Genomic DNA, 17,964 nt, shown 5'->3' with positions numbered 1-17,964 from the left:
ACACATATCTTTAAATAGTTGTAGACTATATTCACATTTTGTTTACATACTGCTTCATTGTCACTAGTATATAAAACGGACAAATTCATACCTACTTGAGTTTGTCTGTTTTATTATTTTATTATCCCGAAATAATATTATACATTCCCATTCAAAGCCCTTTTGGTGTCTCTTGTCTTCTTCACTTATTTTCCGCATAAAATCCAACATAATTCCCTTCACAAAAAATGAATTCATATTTAACATTATAAATTGCAAAAAAATATATTATTTACTTTTCATCCATTTCGTTTCACATATTATGGATACATTTATGAATTAACTTTACAAATAAAAAAGAATAAGAAGATCCATGCGAGTAAACGCTTTAGAATCTTCTTATTCTTCCATACACACTCTTGACTATAGTTGGTTTATTATTTTTTATTAGATAACCCCTTTTTTAGCCTATAACTATTTTTAATAGTCTAAAACATTTTTTTAATAAGACACTTAAAGTAGTTTTTGTTATTTTCACTGTCTACTTGACAGGGAGCTGTTCATCTTTAATCAAAATGGATTTTTTTATTCGAAATCTGAATTTAGTTTTCATAAGCAGTTAATCTTTTTTCAAAACGATTAACCTACATTTCAAATCCACTTTTACTGTGAGATGTGTAATATCTCATACATTGTAATTTTGTTCGTTGCATCAATTTCAGGCTTCTCTTCATAAAAACTAAATTGACTATACCCCCATTTATCTGGATTATAAACCAATACACTTCCTAAATTATTTTCTATATCTTGCACATTTTGATGCATAGTTTTAAATTGAGTCCCAATCAATGATTTACTTTGGGAAATACTTCCTGCATATTCAACAACATATCTACTTTTCTTAAAATCATCACTTAGATTAACAGCTAAAGGAACACCAATATTAATTTGTTGCCATCCAAAAGATTCTAAAATATTGTCATAGAATCCCTTAAAAATAAATTGATTCATTCCTTCATGGTTATTCCAAATATATAACGGTGCATAAGAATTATATACATTTTCATTTTTTCCCGCCTCAGTGATTACATACGCTTTAAATTGAAGCCCTTGAAAACCATCTGTCTTATATCCATTATCTCGTACCCTTTTTCTAATAATCCCCATATCATAATCGTTTGGCAAAATAATCTTATATTGCATTCCAATCATGTGTATCACTCGCTTTCAATCGTATACACATTATGATAAATCGGTACTAAAGCAATGTAAAATAGGTGTAAATTATGCTTGATATCATTTATAATGATACCCAATAAGGGGTTGAAATGAATGGAAATAAATGATCTCATCATATTTAAAACTGTAGTAAATGAAGGTTCAATTAGCAAAGCGGCAAAAGAACTAGGTTATGTGCAACCAAATATAACTGAGAGAATAAAGAAGTTAGAACAAGAATTAGAAACACCGCTACTACATAGAGATAATAAAGGCGTTTCACTATTACCATCAGGCGATATTTTATTAGATTACACAAATAAAATATTGAGTCTAGTAGAAGAAGCGAAAAATGAAATTAAAATGAGCGACAATTATTACCGAATAGCGACGTCACAATCTATTTTGACAAATTATTTAAGTATACGTATTAAAGAAAATTTCAGGAATTATCAAATATACATAGAAAATAGTAGTCATCTGCAACAACTGTTACAAAAACAAAAAGTTGATATGGTCATAACTTATGGAAATTATGACCATTCAGCGTTTCAAAAAGTATTCAGTACAACTATTTCTATAGGATTACTAAAAGCAAAAGGAAAAACGAATATTGACTATGCAAAGGAATTCTTTTTCGTTAGCCATGATAAAGAGTGTCCTTTTAGAAATTATACAATTGAATTCATGCAAAAGAATAACCTCTCTAAAAAACAGCTTCAACAGTTAGATTCTTATTCACTTATTGAGGAATTCATCTCCGAGGGAAAAGGGTTAGCTTTTTTACCCATTAATAATAAATTAGAAAAATTTGAGGAAGTACCAATAGAAAAAGTACCAATTCATTTTTTTACCATTCGAACGGTAGAAAAAATAATTCCAAGTGAGCTATTTGATTTATAAATGAATTCGTTTTTTCAACCAGTACATGTTTTCTTTCTTTTAGAGACAACAGACTCCCCCTTTAAACACAATTAAAGGGGGCGTTTTTTTTATATCACGATTTTACTTGAAACTGCACTCCATTCCTATGTTTTATCCTTTACAATCACCTTCATTCTGAGCCCACTATTATACACTATGTTCAATTTTCTCACTCTTCCTTTTCTTATTTCTTTTAACATGCTTCAATTTTTTTATCGTTCCTACTAATCCTTTTGGAAAAACGAGCAGCACGATTATATATAATAGTCCTAGAAGTATTGTCCATCTTTCAAAAATCGGATACTCTGTTGCCAATTCTGACAAATAATACTTGAGCGATTCAATAATCCCGGCCCCAGCAATTGCTCCAATTAATGTTCCAACTCCTCCAATCATTGTCATTAGTAATGCATTTAACGTCATTTCAATTGAAAATACAGTCGTATTTACAAAGCGCAATGTAATAACAAACAAACCACCACTAATCGCTGCTATTACTCCTGCAACTACGCTCGCAATAATTTTATAGTGGAGAACTTTATATCCAAGTGCTTCAGCCCGTTGTTCATTTTGTGAAATACCCTTTAATACTTTTCCGATAGAAGATTTTGTAAACAGTCGCAGCAAAATAAAAACGGCGATTAAACATACAAGTGTTACATAGTAAAATGTAGCACGATCACGAAATATACTAGGCACACCGAACGTAAATCCATCACCTCCGTGTGTCACAGCACGCCACTTTTCAGCAAGTACAAAGAAGAGCTGTGAAATAGCAAGTGTCAACATCGCGTAAAAGTGACTTTTCAAACGTAAAGAAAGCATGCCGATTATATAACTAACAATCGCCGAAATGAGAACTGCGATTGTAATTCCTATGAAAAAGCTGGTTATTGAAACCCCTTGTCGCTCGAATAAGAGTGCTACACCATACGCTCCTATTCCAAAAAACATACAATGGCCAAACGAAACAATTCCTGTATATCCAAGAAGAATATCAAAACTCATGGCAAATATAGCAAAGATGAAGATTTGTGTGAACAAAATTAACAAACTCCGTGAATCATTTATGAAAGGAAATGCACTTAAGCAAATCAACATAACTATCCCCAAGTATACTTTGACTCGATTCAATGCGTCGTTCACCATTTCACCCCTTTTCACTAACAAGCCCCGTTGGCCTAACAATCAAGAAAAATAGTAACATTAACATATTTATCGCTAGCGATAAATCCGGTACATAATACGCTGTAAATGCGCCAGCTAATCCAACAATTAAAGAAGCAATCGCTGATCCTTGCACACTCCCTAAACCTCCAATGATAACTACTATGAAAGCTAAAATCGCATATTGCATTCCCATTTCAGCGAAAATAACTCCTGAATAGGGTGCAAGAAGGAATCCACCTAACGCCGCCATTCCTGCACCTAATAAAAAGACAAACGAAAATATAGCTTTTACATTTATACCAAGAGCTTGAACCATTTCTTTATCCATTACACCAGCACGAATCATAAGTCCAATCTTTGTTTTCTTAAGAAGCAACATTAAGGCGATATATATGAGTATCCCAACTAAAATAACGAATAGGCGGTATTTTATTAATATAACTCCATCAAATGTAAAGCTCCCTTGTAACCATAATGGTAATTTCGCTCCAATTGGATTCGGTCCCCAAAATACTTTTATGCATTCACTAAGGACGAGCATCCCTCCGAGGGTAACGAGAAGTTGACGCACATGATTCCCATAAACAGGCCGAATGAGAAACCTCTCTAAAATGAAACCGAGAAACATCCCCATTGCAACAGCTCCAATTAATGCAAGTACATAACTACCTGTCATATTGAATAACCAAACGCCAGTAAAAGCGCCCCATGCAAATAATCCACCATGAGCAAAATTAAGTACGCTCATTAAACCGAAGATAAGTGAAAGACCAGATGCTAATAAAAAAATAAGCATCCCTGTCGAAACGCCGTTTACGAATAAATTAATTAACACATCCACGTTCTATCCCTCCCCCGTCTCAATGTTAAGAAATCCCTAAATATTTATGACATGTTTCTTTATCATCTCTCAGCTCATGCATTAGGCCGTTGTGCACAATTTTCCCATTATCCATAATGTAAAAGTAATCGCCGATCTGGCTTGCCATCATAAAATTTTGTTCCACAAGCAAAACCGTTGTCTTCTCCTTCATTTTCAAAATTGCTAGCATTAATTTTTCTATCATAATTGGTGACAGCCCTTTACTCGGTTCATCAATGAGCAATAAGCCATCACTATTAATGAATGCTCTTGAAATGGCCAACATTTGTTTTTGGCCTCCGCTTAATAGTCCGCTTTTTTTGTTCCAAAATTGCTTTAAGTCTGGAAATAATTCTAGCATCCACTCTATCTTTTCCTCGATCTCTATCCCCTTTTTTACCCCAGCAAGCGCAAATGTTTCTTCTACAGTTAAGTCATAAAAGATCCCTTGGTTTTCTGGTACATATCCCATCCCTTTTCTTGAAATCAAATGGGTAGATAATCCATTTACCTGCTCATTCCCATAATAAATTTCACCAGTAGCAATCCGATGAAATCCCATAATCGAACGTAATGTTGTTGTTTTTCCTGCACCATTTCTCCCGAACAAGACAGTAATTGTTCCTTCCTCAACTGAAAAAGAAACACCTTGCAAAATATGAAACTGATCTAAATACGTTTCTATGTTATCCACTTGTAATAGTGCCACCATATAATCCCCCTAAATATGCTGTTTGTACACGCTCATCCTTCATAATCTCTTCTGGCAATCCTTCTGCTAATAACTCGCCATGAAATAAAACGATAAGATGATCTGATACATGTAAAACCATATCCATTTTGTGCTCAATAAGTACAATTGTATTCTCACGATTTTTCTTTATATTTTCTATTACTTGTAAAATAGCAGGTACTTCCTCAACTGAAATACCTGCCGTCGGTTCATCAAGTAGTAATACATCGGTTTTTAGCGCTAAAAGCATAGCTAACTCTAGCTTCCTTTTCTCTCCGTGTGCTAAATCTTTTGCTAACACTTCCTCTTTCTCATGAAGTAGTACTGTTTTTAAAAGTCGTCTCGCCTCTCCATTTTGTTGCTTCACCCTTGAAGAATTAGGAAAGAAGCTATAATAATCTTGCACAAATGACTGGACACTTAAGCGTACATTTTCAAGCACCGTTAACTCTGGAAAAATATTTGTAAGCTGAAAAGAACGCCCCATCCCAAGACGCGTCCGCTCTGGAATCGATAACTTTGTAATATCTCGTCCTTTAAAATAGACTTCACCCTTTGTCGGAGAAATTTGTCCACTTAGCAAATTAAATAAAGTCGTCTTCCCAGCACCGTTTGGTCCGATAATTGAAATAAGCTTACCTTTTTGTACTGTTAAATTCACATCTTTAATAACTTGATGTTCTCCAAATGACACACACAGGTTTTTCGTTTCAAGCAAATTCGTCATACTATCCCCCCGTAAAAACCATTATTTGTATGGTAATAAGAGAAAAGAATGTAAAGAGGGAACTTCCCCCTTTACATCGAAACATCAGAAAATTCAGTTTATTTACTTTGAACTGGTGGCTCCGTTTCTTTCATCGTTAATTCGCGTTCTAAAACCGGGACTGGATAATCAACACCTTCTTGTTTTTTCAGCGTAATAGAATAAAGCGTTTGCAATGCTTGATGATCTTTCTCTCTAAATTTCATCTTTCCTTTTGGTGTATCAAATTCCATTCCTTCCATTTTCTTAATAAGCGTATCTACATCTGTATCACCTTTTGTTTTCTTTAAAGCTTCCACGATAGAAATTGCCGCTGACATTCCCCCTGCTGTGAACAAATCTGGGACATTTCCATTAAAACGTTTTTTATGTTCTTCTACTAACCAATCGTTCACTTTATTTTTAGGAAGTGTATGATAATATACAGAAAATCCTTGCATTCCCACTAATGCATCCATCGTTTTTAATGCTGGTATATCAGGCGCACCAGTAGAAATTTTAATACCTTGCGCTTCCACATTCATATCCTTTAACTGCTTCCACGGAGAGTTTGCACCAGCCCAAACGATAAATAAATAATCTGGTTTTGAACTAATGATATTTTGAATATTTGCAGTAAAATCAGTTGAATTCATATCAGCGTATTGTTCGTTTACAATATTTGCACCTAGTTTCTTCGCACCAGCTTTAAATGCAGCAATTCCTTCACGACCAAAAGCGTTATCTGGAGCAAACGTCGCAATCTTTACATCTTTTTTAGCAATCGAGGCAGCTCCCGCGATTGCATCTTGTGAGGAGTTTCTTCCTGTTCTAAAAATATACTTATTCCAGTTCTTCCCGGTAATACTATCAGCAACTGCAGGTTCTACAACCATTACTTTTTCATATTCTTCCGCTAATGGCACAACTGCTAACGTATCACTTGAACTAGATGATCCAACTAGAAAATCCACCTTTTCTTCTTCTAGTAATTTCGTAGCCTTCTTAACAGCTACGTCTGCTTTCGTCTCTGTATCTTCTACAACAAACTTGATCTTCTTTCCTTCCACTTTTCCTGTTCCACCAGTTGCATAATCTAACCCTAATTCAAATCCGTTTACCGTTTGTTTCCCGTACGATTCTAATGGACCTGTTAACGAAGCAAGCACACCGATCTTAATTGTTTTTTCATCATCTGTACTTGCTTTCTTTCCTGAACACCCCGCTGTTACTAATAAGGAACCAAGAATACATCCCGTAAACACCATTTTTAGCCACTTACGTTTTTTCATCGACATTGTGATCCTCCCCATACTTTACTTTCTGATAGAATCAAATACGCCAAATACCCCATCCGTAATCATGACTTTTAAACTATAAAATTGATAATGTAAAACTCTTGTAGTAACTCTACATTCGGCAAAAAAACATAATCACCTTCCTATAAAATGGAAGCGAACATACAATCAATATATATTCTGTTATTTTAATGAAAATGCTGTTTCATTATCCCAGCCCCCACTAAAAAACTGCAAACGATTAACTCAATCAATTGAGTCAATAATTTGCAGCTTCTATATAAAAGTATAATAATGAAAAATCCTTTTAATTATTTTCCACTATCTCTAATTCTTTCTTTAACTCATCTTTATCTAATCCTTCACCTATAATCACTAAGTTCGTCGGGAAACCGAAGTCTTGTTCTAATAAAGTTGGTACCCCGAACGAATATTGTAATAGATGCGGATATTTATCCCCATGGAATTTCACGAAACCTTTCACACGATAAATTCCATCTGGTAAGTTTGAAAGCCAATCGTATAATCGGTCTTGATCTATTGATTTCGTAATTTGATATGTCATCGTTTGTATATGTAAATGCTGTTTCACATGTAATGTCTCATGATCATCATTACTTCCAAGTACCGCTTCTTCTATATCTTCTAAAGATATATTACAATACTTCGTTTCATACAATTTCGCATGTTCATTCATCACTGTCACTTCTTCTAAAATCTTTTTCTTATCCTCATCCGTTAGTAAATCTGATTTATTAATAAGAATATGGCTCCCATATTTCAGTTGCTCATGTAATAGTTGCTGAACATTTGCACTTAATATATTACGGTTTAACCATCTCACTGCATCTAAAACGACTACAATTGATTTCACTTCAAGAAAAGGAGCTAAAATTGGCGATACACATGCATCCAACACTTCAATTGGATGCGCAACCCCAGTTGTTTCTATGTAAATTACATCTGGTCTTTCTTGTTGATATAAAGAATGTAATTGTATCTCTAGCTCTTCTTTTAACGTGCAGCAAATACAGCCTTTAAGAAGTTCCCTTAAAACATTCTCTTTTCCGATAATATCTGTATCTACCGAGTATTCACCTATTTCATTCATTAACACAGCAACTTTTCGATTTTTCTTCTTTTCTGCTAACAATAAATTTTGCAATAATGTTGATTTTCCGCTACCTAGAAAACCACCTAATATATGAATTTCTACTTTACTCATATGACCGACCATCCATTTCTCTATTTCTCTACTTCAAATGCTTTAAAGCGTAATTATTACGATTTATATTTATCATTTTATTAAAAGAATCAAAATTTGTAAACAAAACTCCCAGATTATCATTCCTATCTGTTTACTGGTTCACTTCATGCGCAACTCGAATGCCAGATTCAATTGCACCTTGCATCCATCCGTGCGTTAATGTTGTATGCTCTCCTGCAAAGTGCACGCTTCCAGCTGGTGGTGCGATATACGGAAATAATTCAAGTTCTTGCCCAGGTTCAAAAGCTGTAAATGCTCCGCAAGAATATGGATTTTGGCTCCAGCTAAACGATGATCCCTCAACAAATTCACTATAAACTATTTTACCATATATTTGCGCTAAATTTTTTAATGCATAACGAATACGGTCTCTATGAGATAAACTATCCCATGTCAACGCTTCATCTGCCCACGTATAACTGGCTAATACGATAGCTGGCCCAGGTGTATGAATTCCATAACTCGGATAGTACGTAAAACGAATTGGTAAATCTGTAATAAATTTACCACCGTACTGCCCTACTTTTTCCCAAAACCTACTTTTAAACTCTATTGCAATTTTAGTGGCAGCAATATAATTTAATTCGCGAATCGCCCTTCTTTTATAGTAAGAAAATAGATGATATGGCTCACAATCGACAAAACGTAATGCTGAAAACGGAATTGTGATGATGGCCATATCACCTGTTACATGAAATTCTTCTAATGTTTGTTCATGGTTCACTTGCACTGTAACTTTATTATCTTCTTGTATGATTTTGTTCATTTTATATTGCATGAAAATATTTCCCTTCAGCTGAGGCAAAAATGAATTTGGTAAGGCATCCATACCACCCGTTATCTCATAATATTTCGTCGTTGAAGTAAAAAAAATCATTTCACGCAATACTTCAATTAAAGACATTCCCATATAAGCTTCCATATCAAGAAGTACCCCGATCATATCAATTGCTCCGTCTGAATAGTAATAAGTCAAAAATGAACCGAGCGAATATGTTCGATACTTTTTTTCTATGATTGCCCAATTTTTATTAGGGTTCTTCTTAATAAAATTCAGAATCGGCTCTAATACTTCGAGCATTAAGTCCTCTGCTGTTTTCCCTTTTTCTTGCTCTTCAATCGGATAACGAAGTACACTCGGATTATTCTCAAACACGTTCAGTCTCGTTCGAATATTGTTCGTGTAAATAATATCTGAAGAAGTTTTATTTATAAAAAGATTTAACGTTAGTTTAAATTTCTGAATGTACGCTAAAGTTAAAGCATGTGTATCTGGAATACGCATAGGACCTGCGTTGAAATATAGTCCTGTACTAAATGGTTCACGAATTGTATACACCCTGCCGCCTATTCTTTTATTTGCTTCTAAAATTGTTACTTCATGCCCTGCCTCTTTTAATAAAGAGCCTGCCACTAATCCAGATATCCCTGCACCGACAATAGTAATTCGTCTCGGATTTTTTGTCTTAACAAGCCCCGCATGAATAATATGAAGCATTCTTTCCATTGTTAATGGGTTCGGCATCCTCATTTTCCCCTCTATATAAGGACTTCATTGCATTATATTCACAAAAAAGAATACCTATGTTTTATTTGCTATAAATTCCTCTATCTGAACGGATACATTTTTAATTACTTGAATATCTTTCATAAAATGTAATAAACTAGATTTGAAACTATAGAAGTAGGACCTATTTTGTTACATAATAAAATCAATGAAATAGCGAGGAACTTTCAAATGAAAAAAGGTATTAACCGTGTTGTATTAGTAGGAACAGGAGCAGTAGGATGTAGCTATGCTTACTGCATGATTAACCAAGCTGTTGCAGAAGAATTTGTTTTAGTTGATGTAAACGAGGCAAAAGCAGAAGGTGAAGCAATGGATTTAAGCCATGCGGTTCCTTTCGCGCCAGCACCAACAAAAGTTTGGAAAGGTAGTTATGAAGACTGTAAAGATGCAGATCTTGTTGTAATTACTGCTGGCTTGCCACAAAAACCAGGTGAAACACGTTTAGATTTAGTCGAAAAAAACGCAAAGATTTTCAAACAAATTGTTCGCAGCATTATGGATAGTGGCTTTGATGGTATTTTCTTAATTGCAACAAACCCTGTAGATATTTTAACTTACGTAACTTGGAAAGAATCTGGATTGCCGAAAGAACGCGTAATTGGTTCTGGTACAACTCTTGACTCAGCTCGTTTCCGATACATGTTAGGTGAGTACTTTAATATTGGACCTCATAACATTCACGCTTACATTATTGGTGAGCACGGTGATACTGAGCTTCCGGTTTGGAGTCACGTATCAGTTGGTATTCAAAAACTAGAAACAATTCTAGGAAAAGACAACACTCATAACCAAAAAGATTTAGATGAAATCTTTATAAACGTTCGTGATGCCGCTTATCATATTATTGAGCGCAAAGGTGCTACATACTACGGCATTGGCATGTCACTTTTACGTGTAACGAAGGCCATCTTGAACAATGAAAACAGCGTCTTAACTGTATCAGCATACCTTGAAGGTCAATACGGTCAACAAGATGTTTATATCGGAGTACCTGCTGTTTTAAATCGCGGTGGTGTTCGTGAAATTTTAGAAGTCGAATTAAGTGAAGATGAAGAATTAAAATTCGATCACTCTGTTCAAGTATTGAAAGAGACAATGGCTCCTGTTCTCTAGTCATAAATGCCGTTCAAAAAGCAATCCAAGTGCTATTGGATTGCTTTTTTGATTGAAACATTTTGTTGTTAACTCACAAACAGAATAGTAGTATTATCCATATTTCACGTATGATTCTTGGACATTTGTCTTACTCCTATAAGGGTAGTGCCACATGGCTATCAAGCTAAGACTGCATCACGAAATTTTCAGGAGAGCTTTTTTACTTTTTATAGGGGATCAATGTAGATTATTTAAAAATTTGTATACGAAATAAACCCTAATGGGTTTTGTCTTTTTTCAATTAAGCAGCTAGATCTTCAGATATGGTACAATTATAAACGACACCCAATATGTTTTTTTCTCATATCGATGAGATTTTCGCCCGTTTTGCTGTAGGAGGTTGAACAGGCGAAGTAGAACCTTTAATAGCTCTTTGGTGTCTTTCTGTATAGTTTGGAAAAGAAGAAGAAAATAATCTTTAATCATATATATGGTCTTATACTCACTCAGTTCTCGTTTCTTTTTCATAAGAAGTAATTGCCGCATTTGAAACATGATAGAAGAACAGAATAGAATGACAATCAATTGTCCATACAAATGACACTCCCGTCTTTCTGGGTTTATCTTTTTACACTGATAAATTTGAAAGAATGACTTCCACGTTTTAAATAAAATTTGTTGGGTAAAAGACTAGCGCGGTATCAATTTGGGGCCGTCTCCAGCCTCTCCCCATAAGAACTGCTCGTGAGGTTTTCCCTCAAGCAGCTCCCCCCATAAACTTCATCAAAAGGGTGTTGAAATGGAAACGGATACCCGAAAATACAACACCCCAGGGCGTGGATCAGAAGCATGGAAAAAGTTCTATAATCAGAGAAGCGCTGGAAAACGAGTAAATGCATACCTAAAAGAATTCTTTCAGTTAAAAAATATCCGATAACGATCTGGAAAACGAGCAAAAGTACATTTCGGTTTTGTGACGCTTGTTTATAATGCCTCAAAGTTAGCGGTAGATCGTATCAATCAGAAAATGAAAGAAATGAATCAAGCCGCTTCGCATTTTCAAAAAAACATACCCTGGAAATCCTGCCCATCCAACTGAGGAAAAGAAACCATTATGAAATTGATTCAAATAGAACAAGAGATAATAAAGCTACAAAATGTTTTTCCAAAAAACTTTACAGTCTTTTATGTTTCAAAACCTCTTGTTATCACAGTGGACAAGAACTCAAATTACAGAATTGAAGAAAGAGAAAAAGATGCCAACAGGCAGGTAAAATATTTAAATAACATTGTAGAACAAGATTATCGTTTTATTTAAAAAGAGTCCGTTCGATGTTAAGATTGAAATCCTTTTTTACAGCTAAATCTATTCTTTTGATAATAGAAGCGGTACATATGATGAAAAAGCAGTAACTTATTTTACGGAACAAGTCTATCCAAAATCAAGTAAAGTTCCTCCATCCATTATTTGGAGTCACTGTGTAAAACTTATACGAACCTTTTAAGGTCGTAACATATTTGTACGAAAAACCAAAATGTTTATGTTGTTCGTGGCTTGTTATTTCATTTTCACTTAATCTTTCGTTTAATTTTAAATTTTAATGCAAAACTAACTAAAACCCCCAGAATGAACGGTATTGAACAAATTAAGTACGTAACATTATGAGAATAGTAATATAATCCTATTAATATAACAATAACACTTATACGAGTTATTCTCATAAATACAAAAATACTTTTTTTATTTTTATTCATAACTAATTCACCCTAATCAATTTTATTCCCTTCCTCTATATACTATTTACATTTATCAACATATGTTTTGTTGACATATGCTTCTGAAATACAATTATTACAATGTTCTTTCAGATTACAACCTTCACAAATATCATTTCCAGGGCGTTTTAAATTAGAAAATAATACTGAGTTTCTTGTATATATGTTTACTTCTCTTGTTTAATATTTCCAATATTAACATTCATCATGGGACATGGGCTCACAATAAATTCTGGCGATACCTTGATTATCTTATACCCTGCACCACAATTGTAATCACTATCTGTAGAAATTTCCTCAAAACCACTTATTTTAAATCTCATTGTTTCATAACTTTCTTTTAAATACTGAATAAATTTATTAATATCAGAAAAACTAACACTTGTATGAAGGCTATTTTTTTCTGCTCTTCCTTGATAAGATACTCCTCCAATACGATGTAAATCTATCTGTTTTTCACTTAAAAATATACTAAGTTTTTCAATTCCCTTTAAATTCTGATCTACGATACAAGTTGCTACCACAACCGTCACGTTATTCATTTTAGCATAGTCTATTAACTTGATAGCATTTTCAAAGGCGTTTTCATTCCCTCTAATCCTGTTATGTGTTTCTGAAAAACCATCAACACTAATCTGAATTAATCCACCTACACTTGCTATTTTTTTCACGCAACGTTTGACTGTCTCATTTAAATAAAAACCGCTCGTAGTAATTTGTGTCCGGACTTTTTGTTCGTATAAATAATCAACGATGGCTTCAATATTTCGATAAGCAAAGGGCTCTCCACCCGTAAGCTGAAAACCTTGAACTCCTTGTTTTACCATTTTCTTCGCAGTTTTCATCAAAAGTTCAAAATCCATAGATGGTCCATTTCCAGCATTAACATAACAATGTTTACACTTCAACGGACATTTATGTGTCAATTCTAAAATCACAAGTTCTGGAACAAAATAATTCTTACTTCCCCTAACTTCAACAACTCTTCTATTTTTGGTTGAAGTAGTATTTAAAATTCCTCCTGTATTTAATTGTTCAATAAAAGACTCCACCATATTTTTTACTATATTTAATTCCTCATTGTAAAGAAGTGATAATTTTTTGATAATATCATTTTTTGTATTGGTACCATCACATAATTTAATAATACTAAAAGCACTATCATTTAATCCTACTTCTGTTCTAATATTATTAATAACCACAGATAACAATTTACCATCTGGTTGATATTTTAAATAGTTTTTTTCTACTAATGAGATGTATTCCATTTTAATTATTCCCTCCTTTATAATAAATTACTCAAACTTCATACATTAAAAAAACTCACCCAAATATTACCATTTTAAGGTTTGAGTTATTTTCAAAAGTATTATTTACATACAAAAAGCACCGCGTATGTAGCATGCGGAATTCTCCTAGAAAATACCTAAACTAGATGATACACCCTCTAGTATGATAAAACAAAACTACAACGATACGAAATTCCTTCAACAAATTGAAGATATACCTAATTATATCAATGTATATGTTTTTATTTTAATATACGGAATTTAAATAAATTATAAAAATAAGATACTAGAAATTATATTCTAGTATCTTATTTTCTAGTTTTTAACCAGCTACAATAGCAATTGCACCACAAATTGCAGTTAATCCAACTAGACCTTCAGTGAATCCAATAACTGCTAATTCAGGTTGTGCAACACAAACTCCTAAATCTGCTTTAAACATCATTGGTTTTTCCATAAGAATTCCTCCTTCAAATTTTTATATAAAACAATATATTGTTTTAATCAGATTAATTAAGAAAAAGTATAGTATCCATCAGCGGCTAAAATACCATTATTGTCAACATACTGATCCGATACTTGTTTAACATTATTAAAAAAATCAATAAGATTCAGAGACATTAGATTAGACTTATATCCCTCTGAACCTTCTTTTAGATAAAACACTACCTGTATATCAGCTGTAAGCCAATTTGTGTTCACAATTTCAATATCATAAATTGACTTTTTATTACTCACCTCTTTTAAAGAGGGATCTAAACTTATACAAATAATTTCATAAGCAGAATTATAAGCACCTAATTCTGTAACCTTTGTGTCGCCATTTATTGGAATATCTAACAATTTACTTTCCTCTGAAGTTGAAAATAAATTGATGATAAAACCATTGTTAATGCCGAAGCAAAAAACTATCTTACCTATTTACTTGCATCATTTGATGAAACACAAAAAATCATTACATCTGGAAACCTTGCTATCGACGCATTACTAAATCATACAATCGGGCAATGTTCACAAGGAAAAATTAGGCTAACAACAAAAATAAATATTTCATCAATAAAAGGGATTAATCACACAGATTTATGTATTATTCTAGGGAATGCTTTGGATAACGCTATAGAAGCATGTAAAAAGGTATTAGATATGAATAGACGATTTATACATATTCATATTTTCAGAAAAAAAGTATACCTCATTATTAAGATTACAAATTCTAGAGCCACAGAAAGATTCGTACATGAAAAGAAACTCTTCCATACAACCAAAGAGGATAAAATAAATCATGGTTTCGGCTTACAAAATATAAACAAAACTGTTCAGAAATACGATGGACATTTACATATAAAAACAACAGATAATACGTTTTACTTATCTATTATTATGAAGAATAGTTGATATATTGTGTCCAAAATCAGGAGTTAATCCAAAAACAGAAGAGCATCTTGATCCAGAAAATGATTCTGCAGATAATTATATAAAACTTTATAAAGAGGAAGAGGTAATGCTTTATTAAAAAACAACTCTTTTAAGATGTTCAAGTTTGTATTATACTCAAACCTGAAAAGTTCCATGAATTCTATGATTGTTAAACCAATGCTTGTAACCGCTTTATCGATTCTGTTATAAAACACAATTGATACTGATCAAACAGTCTAAACATCATGTTAAACTCCCTCTTATTTGACTTGCTCATAAGAGTATATAATTAGTTAAATGCTCCTTTTTGATCAACAAATGTTATTCAATTAATTGGACCGATTGTGGAATAACATAATGAACGTTTTTAAATAACCTGATTGCAAATGTAACAATTTTCACTAGTGTTGCATTAAAACACCTGATTAGAAAAAAATCAAAATCTTTAATAATTTCATTTTGTACATAAAAAAATCCATCATAATGGATAAAGTCAGGTGGTAACCTGTCTAAATTCACTAATAAAGGATACACGCATGGATAAACTTATAAAAAGAATATAGTTTTCCTCATAGACGGTACCCCTTATACTTTTAATTTACTTCTTTTCCATACTTGCAAAGTAATTGTTTTCATGATCAGCAAAATTAAATACTCTACCAGAAGGCATATTTACAATTTCGCCAACTGTGATTTTTTTATCTAAAAAGTCTTTATATAACTTATCGAGATTTTCCGTAAAAAACAACATTGAAGGTGTATTAAGATTTAATTCATGCTGCATTTTAGCAATTAATTCTTTATTATGTAAGATGATACTCGTTTCAGCTTCCTTTGTTGGAGCAATCTCAATCCATCTCAATCCTTGACCGCTATCTTCTTCAGTAATTAAGCTAAACCCGGCTTTTTCTGTCCAAAATCGTAAAGCCTCATCTTGACCCTTTACATATAACATAATTTGACCAACTTTATTAATCATCATCTACTCTTCCTTTCTTTTCATTTAGTTGTATTTATCGTACAAGAACATACATTCTTGTACGAGTGTTTTTATATGAAAAGAATTTTTAGTATTTCTATCGTTTACTCTGCTAAAAATTGTCCAGTTATGTTGGAAAATATACTTACAAGATGATTCATGCTCCTCCTTAGTCGATACTTTCATCGCAGCAGTAATAAGTATTTGGTGATAACCATGTCGATAAGCATCTTTCTTATAGGTGGATGGGCCGGGATGGGTGTTGGATTAATTGCTGTTTTTATTTTATGCGCTGTTATTTGGGCTTTGATTGCAAATTTATTCATTAAACTCCCTCCTCCTAAACAAAAGAAATAAAATAACAGGTGTTTTCCTTTAAAGGAGAACACTCGTTAAACACAATAACCTATTCTGTTCCAATATCCTTACGCGTTTCTTCAACATTATTTACTTCAAGTACATCTAGTAAAAAGATAAAGATGGGAATCCCAATAATAAGCCCCCATATACCAAGAAAATGCTCTGAGAAAATAAGAATCATAAATGTATAAAAGATTGGCAAATTCGTTTTTGCGGACATAAATTTTGGATTTAAGAAATAGCTTTCTAGAGCGTGAATCACTGTAATAAAAATTAATATGTATGCGACATAGGCGATTCCACCGACGTTATAAGCAATAATACAAAGTGGAACTAGAGAAATAAATACACCAGCAACAGGTATTAAACCGAGTAAAAATATCATAACCGCTAATACAAGGAGCTGAGGAAATCCTAAAGAAACAAGCGCAATAACAGTAAGAACGCAATTTACCACTGCAATTAAAAACTGTGCTTCAATTACTTTTCCGAACGATCTTGCAAACCTTTCACCGAAATATGCAATTTCCTCATAAAAGATCTTCAATTTACTCTCTTTAAATTTAGAGGTAAATGAAATAATCCTCTCTTTTTCTAATAAGAAGAATAAACTTAAAATAAGAGAAAATAAAATTTGCATACTTACCTTTCCAATATTAGCCACAGATTGATAAATTACATCTACACCTTGTTCAATATATTTCGATACTTCCATTTGATTAATGGTAGAAAGCACATATCTTATCATTTCATTATCTGGTGGGTTTTGAAAAAACAATTTAAATTGATGGATCAATTGTGAAATTTGTACCGTTAATACAGGCAAATATTTATATAATGTGGTTATAATAACAGTCACTAATATAATATATAAACAAGCGATAACCAATTTCCTATTTATCTTTAGCTTTTTCGAAATAAACCTTTGAAATCGATCCATTAAAAATGTCAAAATAAAAGTGATTAATATTAAATTAATCATGCTTTTTAATCCATATAACACAAGTGCTAATATTATTAAAACGAGAAATCGTTGAAACCCTCTACTTCGAAAGAAATTTTTCACTTCATTCATTAAAAACCTCCCCCTTCGCTAAATGGCAATTCAGTGTAATTAGGAGCAAATTGAACATTCATCAATTACTATAGTAATACATTTTATGAACTCTTATAGACAATCTTTCTTATTAATTGAAAAGAATCCTCTTTTTCTTTCGGATTGTCGGATTTTTCATTTCATCTCTTTTCTAAAAATTCCTTTATTCACTCCAACTTTATATGTA

At 32.9% G+C, this 17,964-nt stretch carries 16 protein-coding genes and 4 pseudogenes; 6 read left to right on the top strand and 14 right to left on the bottom strand.

Annotated features, from left to right (window positions below):
* Positions 1-642: 642 nt before the first annotated feature.
* Positions 643-1,191 carry a DUF4865 family protein gene (locus tag DJ93_RS22035; RefSeq protein ID WP_042983230.1) on the bottom strand — a complete coding sequence of 183 codons (549 nt, stop codon included), beginning with the start codon at positions 1,189-1,191 and terminating at the stop codon, positions 643-645.
* A gap of 120 nt (positions 1,192-1,311) precedes the next feature.
* Here DJ93_RS22035 and DJ93_RS22030 point away from each other — a divergent pair, with 120 nt between their 5' ends.
* Positions 1,312-2,100: a LysR family transcriptional regulator gene (locus DJ93_RS22030; RefSeq protein WP_042983229.1), complete on the top strand. Its 789-nt coding sequence runs from the start codon at positions 1,312-1,314 to the stop codon at positions 2,098-2,100.
* A 168-nt stretch (positions 2,101-2,268) separates the two neighbouring features.
* Here the strand turns inward: DJ93_RS22030 and DJ93_RS22025 are convergent, their stop codons facing one another.
* The 7 genes from DJ93_RS22025 to DJ93_RS21995 form a co-directional block, all read right to left on the bottom strand.
* On the bottom strand, positions 2,269-3,222 hold the full coding sequence (locus DJ93_RS22025) for a branched-chain amino acid ABC transporter permease (RefSeq protein ID WP_042984303.1): 954 nt from the start codon (positions 3,220-3,222) through the stop codon (positions 2,269-2,271).
* A gap of 49 nt (positions 3,223-3,271) precedes the next feature.
* Positions 3,272-4,132: a branched-chain amino acid ABC transporter permease gene (locus DJ93_RS22020; protein WP_042983228.1), complete on the bottom strand. Its 861-nt coding sequence runs from the start codon at positions 4,130-4,132 to the stop codon at positions 3,272-3,274.
* A gap of 25 nt (positions 4,133-4,157) precedes the next feature.
* A complete protein-coding gene (locus DJ93_RS22015) occupies positions 4,158-4,862 on the bottom strand; it encodes a branched-chain amino acid ABC transporter ATP-binding protein (RefSeq protein WP_042984302.1) in 705 nt (234 codons plus the stop codon).
* Entirely contained in the window at positions 4,840-5,613 is a 774-nt protein-coding gene (locus DJ93_RS22010) for an ABC transporter ATP-binding protein (RefSeq protein ID WP_042983227.1), read from the bottom strand. Before DJ93_RS22010 ends, DJ93_RS22015 begins: the two co-directional genes overlap by 23 nt.
* 98 nt (positions 5,614-5,711) lie before the next feature.
* Positions 5,712-6,929: a substrate-binding domain-containing protein gene (locus tag DJ93_RS22005; RefSeq protein ID WP_042983226.1), complete on the bottom strand. Its 1,218-nt coding sequence runs from the start codon at positions 6,927-6,929 to the stop codon at positions 5,712-5,714.
* 307 nt (positions 6,930-7,236) lie between these two features.
* Positions 7,237-8,154, bottom strand: a complete 918-nt coding sequence (locus DJ93_RS22000) for a CobW family GTP-binding protein (protein WP_042984301.1) — start codon at positions 8,152-8,154, stop codon at positions 7,237-7,239.
* A gap of 133 nt (positions 8,155-8,287) precedes the next feature.
* Positions 8,288-9,721 (bottom strand): flavin monoamine oxidase family protein, encoded by a 1,434-nt coding sequence (locus DJ93_RS21995; RefSeq protein WP_042983224.1) that lies wholly within the window; start codon positions 9,719-9,721, stop codon positions 8,288-8,290.
* Between the two features lie 213 nt (positions 9,722-9,934).
* Here DJ93_RS21995 and DJ93_RS21990 point away from each other — a divergent pair, with 213 nt between their 5' ends.
* Positions 9,935-10,879, top strand: coding sequence for an L-lactate dehydrogenase (locus tag DJ93_RS21990; protein ID WP_042983223.1), 945 nt, complete (start codon positions 9,935-9,937; stop codon positions 10,877-10,879).
* Between the two features lie 283 nt (positions 10,880-11,162).
* Here DJ93_RS21990 and DJ93_RS21985 read toward each other — a convergent pair.
* Positions 11,163-11,539, bottom strand: a pseudogene (locus tag DJ93_RS21985) (IS4 family transposase); the annotation flags it as partial.
* Between the two features lie 115 nt (positions 11,540-11,654).
* On the opposite strand from DJ93_RS21985, the pseudogene DJ93_RS33875 reads away from it, so the two are divergent.
* Both DJ93_RS33875 and DJ93_RS33870 read left to right on the top strand, forming a co-directional pair.
* Positions 11,655-11,960 (top strand): annotated as a pseudogene (locus DJ93_RS33875) (hypothetical protein); the annotation flags it as partial.
* A 14-nt stretch (positions 11,961-11,974) separates the two neighbouring features.
* Positions 11,975-12,346: pseudogene (locus tag DJ93_RS33870) on the top strand (DDE-type integrase/transposase/recombinase); the annotation flags it as partial.
* Positions 12,347-12,804: 458 nt separating this feature from the next.
* Here DJ93_RS33870 and DJ93_RS21975 read toward each other — a convergent pair.
* From DJ93_RS21975 to DJ93_RS21970, 3 genes are all read right to left on the bottom strand, one after another.
* Positions 12,805-13,905 carry a PqqD family peptide modification chaperone gene (locus DJ93_RS21975; RefSeq protein WP_042983221.1) on the bottom strand — a complete coding sequence of 367 codons (1,101 nt, stop codon included), beginning with the start codon at positions 13,903-13,905 and terminating at the stop codon, positions 12,805-12,807.
* Between the two features lie 343 nt (positions 13,906-14,248).
* On the bottom strand, positions 14,249-14,383 hold the full coding sequence (locus tag DJ93_RS34450; protein WP_259300239.1) for a hypothetical protein: 135 nt from the start codon (positions 14,381-14,383) through the stop codon (positions 14,249-14,251).
* 56 nt (positions 14,384-14,439) lie between these two features.
* Complete coding sequence (locus tag DJ93_RS21970; RefSeq protein ID WP_042983220.1) at positions 14,440-14,769, bottom strand: hypothetical protein; 330 nt, start codon at positions 14,767-14,769, stop codon at positions 14,440-14,442.
* Between the two features lie 27 nt (positions 14,770-14,796).
* Here DJ93_RS21970 and DJ93_RS34870 point away from each other — a divergent pair, with 27 nt between their 5' ends.
* A complete protein-coding gene (locus DJ93_RS34870) occupies positions 14,797-15,321 on the top strand; it encodes an ATP-binding protein (protein WP_080743563.1) in 525 nt (174 codons plus the stop codon).
* Positions 15,322-15,940: 619 nt separating this feature from the next.
* Here the strand turns inward: DJ93_RS34870 and DJ93_RS21960 are convergent.
* On the bottom strand, positions 15,941-16,321 hold the full coding sequence (locus DJ93_RS21960; RefSeq protein WP_042983219.1) for a VOC family protein: 381 nt from the start codon (positions 16,319-16,321) through the stop codon (positions 15,941-15,943).
* Between the two features lie 219 nt (positions 16,322-16,540).
* On the opposite strand from DJ93_RS21960, the pseudogene DJ93_RS34445 reads away from it, so the two are divergent.
* A pseudogene (locus DJ93_RS34445) lies at positions 16,541-16,678 on the top strand (YesK family protein); the annotation flags it as partial.
* 49 nt (positions 16,679-16,727) lie between these two features.
* Here DJ93_RS34445 and DJ93_RS21955 read toward each other — a convergent pair.
* Positions 16,728-17,756 carry an AI-2E family transporter gene (locus DJ93_RS21955; protein ID WP_042983218.1) on the bottom strand — a complete coding sequence of 343 codons (1,029 nt, stop codon included), beginning with the start codon at positions 17,754-17,756 and terminating at the stop codon, positions 16,728-16,730.
* Positions 17,757-17,964 lie beyond the last annotated feature (208 nt).

It is taken from the genome of Bacillus clarus (assembly GCF_000746925.1).
Taxonomy (GTDB): Bacteria; Bacillota; Bacilli; order Bacillales; family Bacillaceae_G; genus Bacillus_A; species Bacillus_A clarus.
Note: the sequence above shows the minus strand (reverse complement) of the source record. Positions and strands in the feature narration are given on the sequence as shown.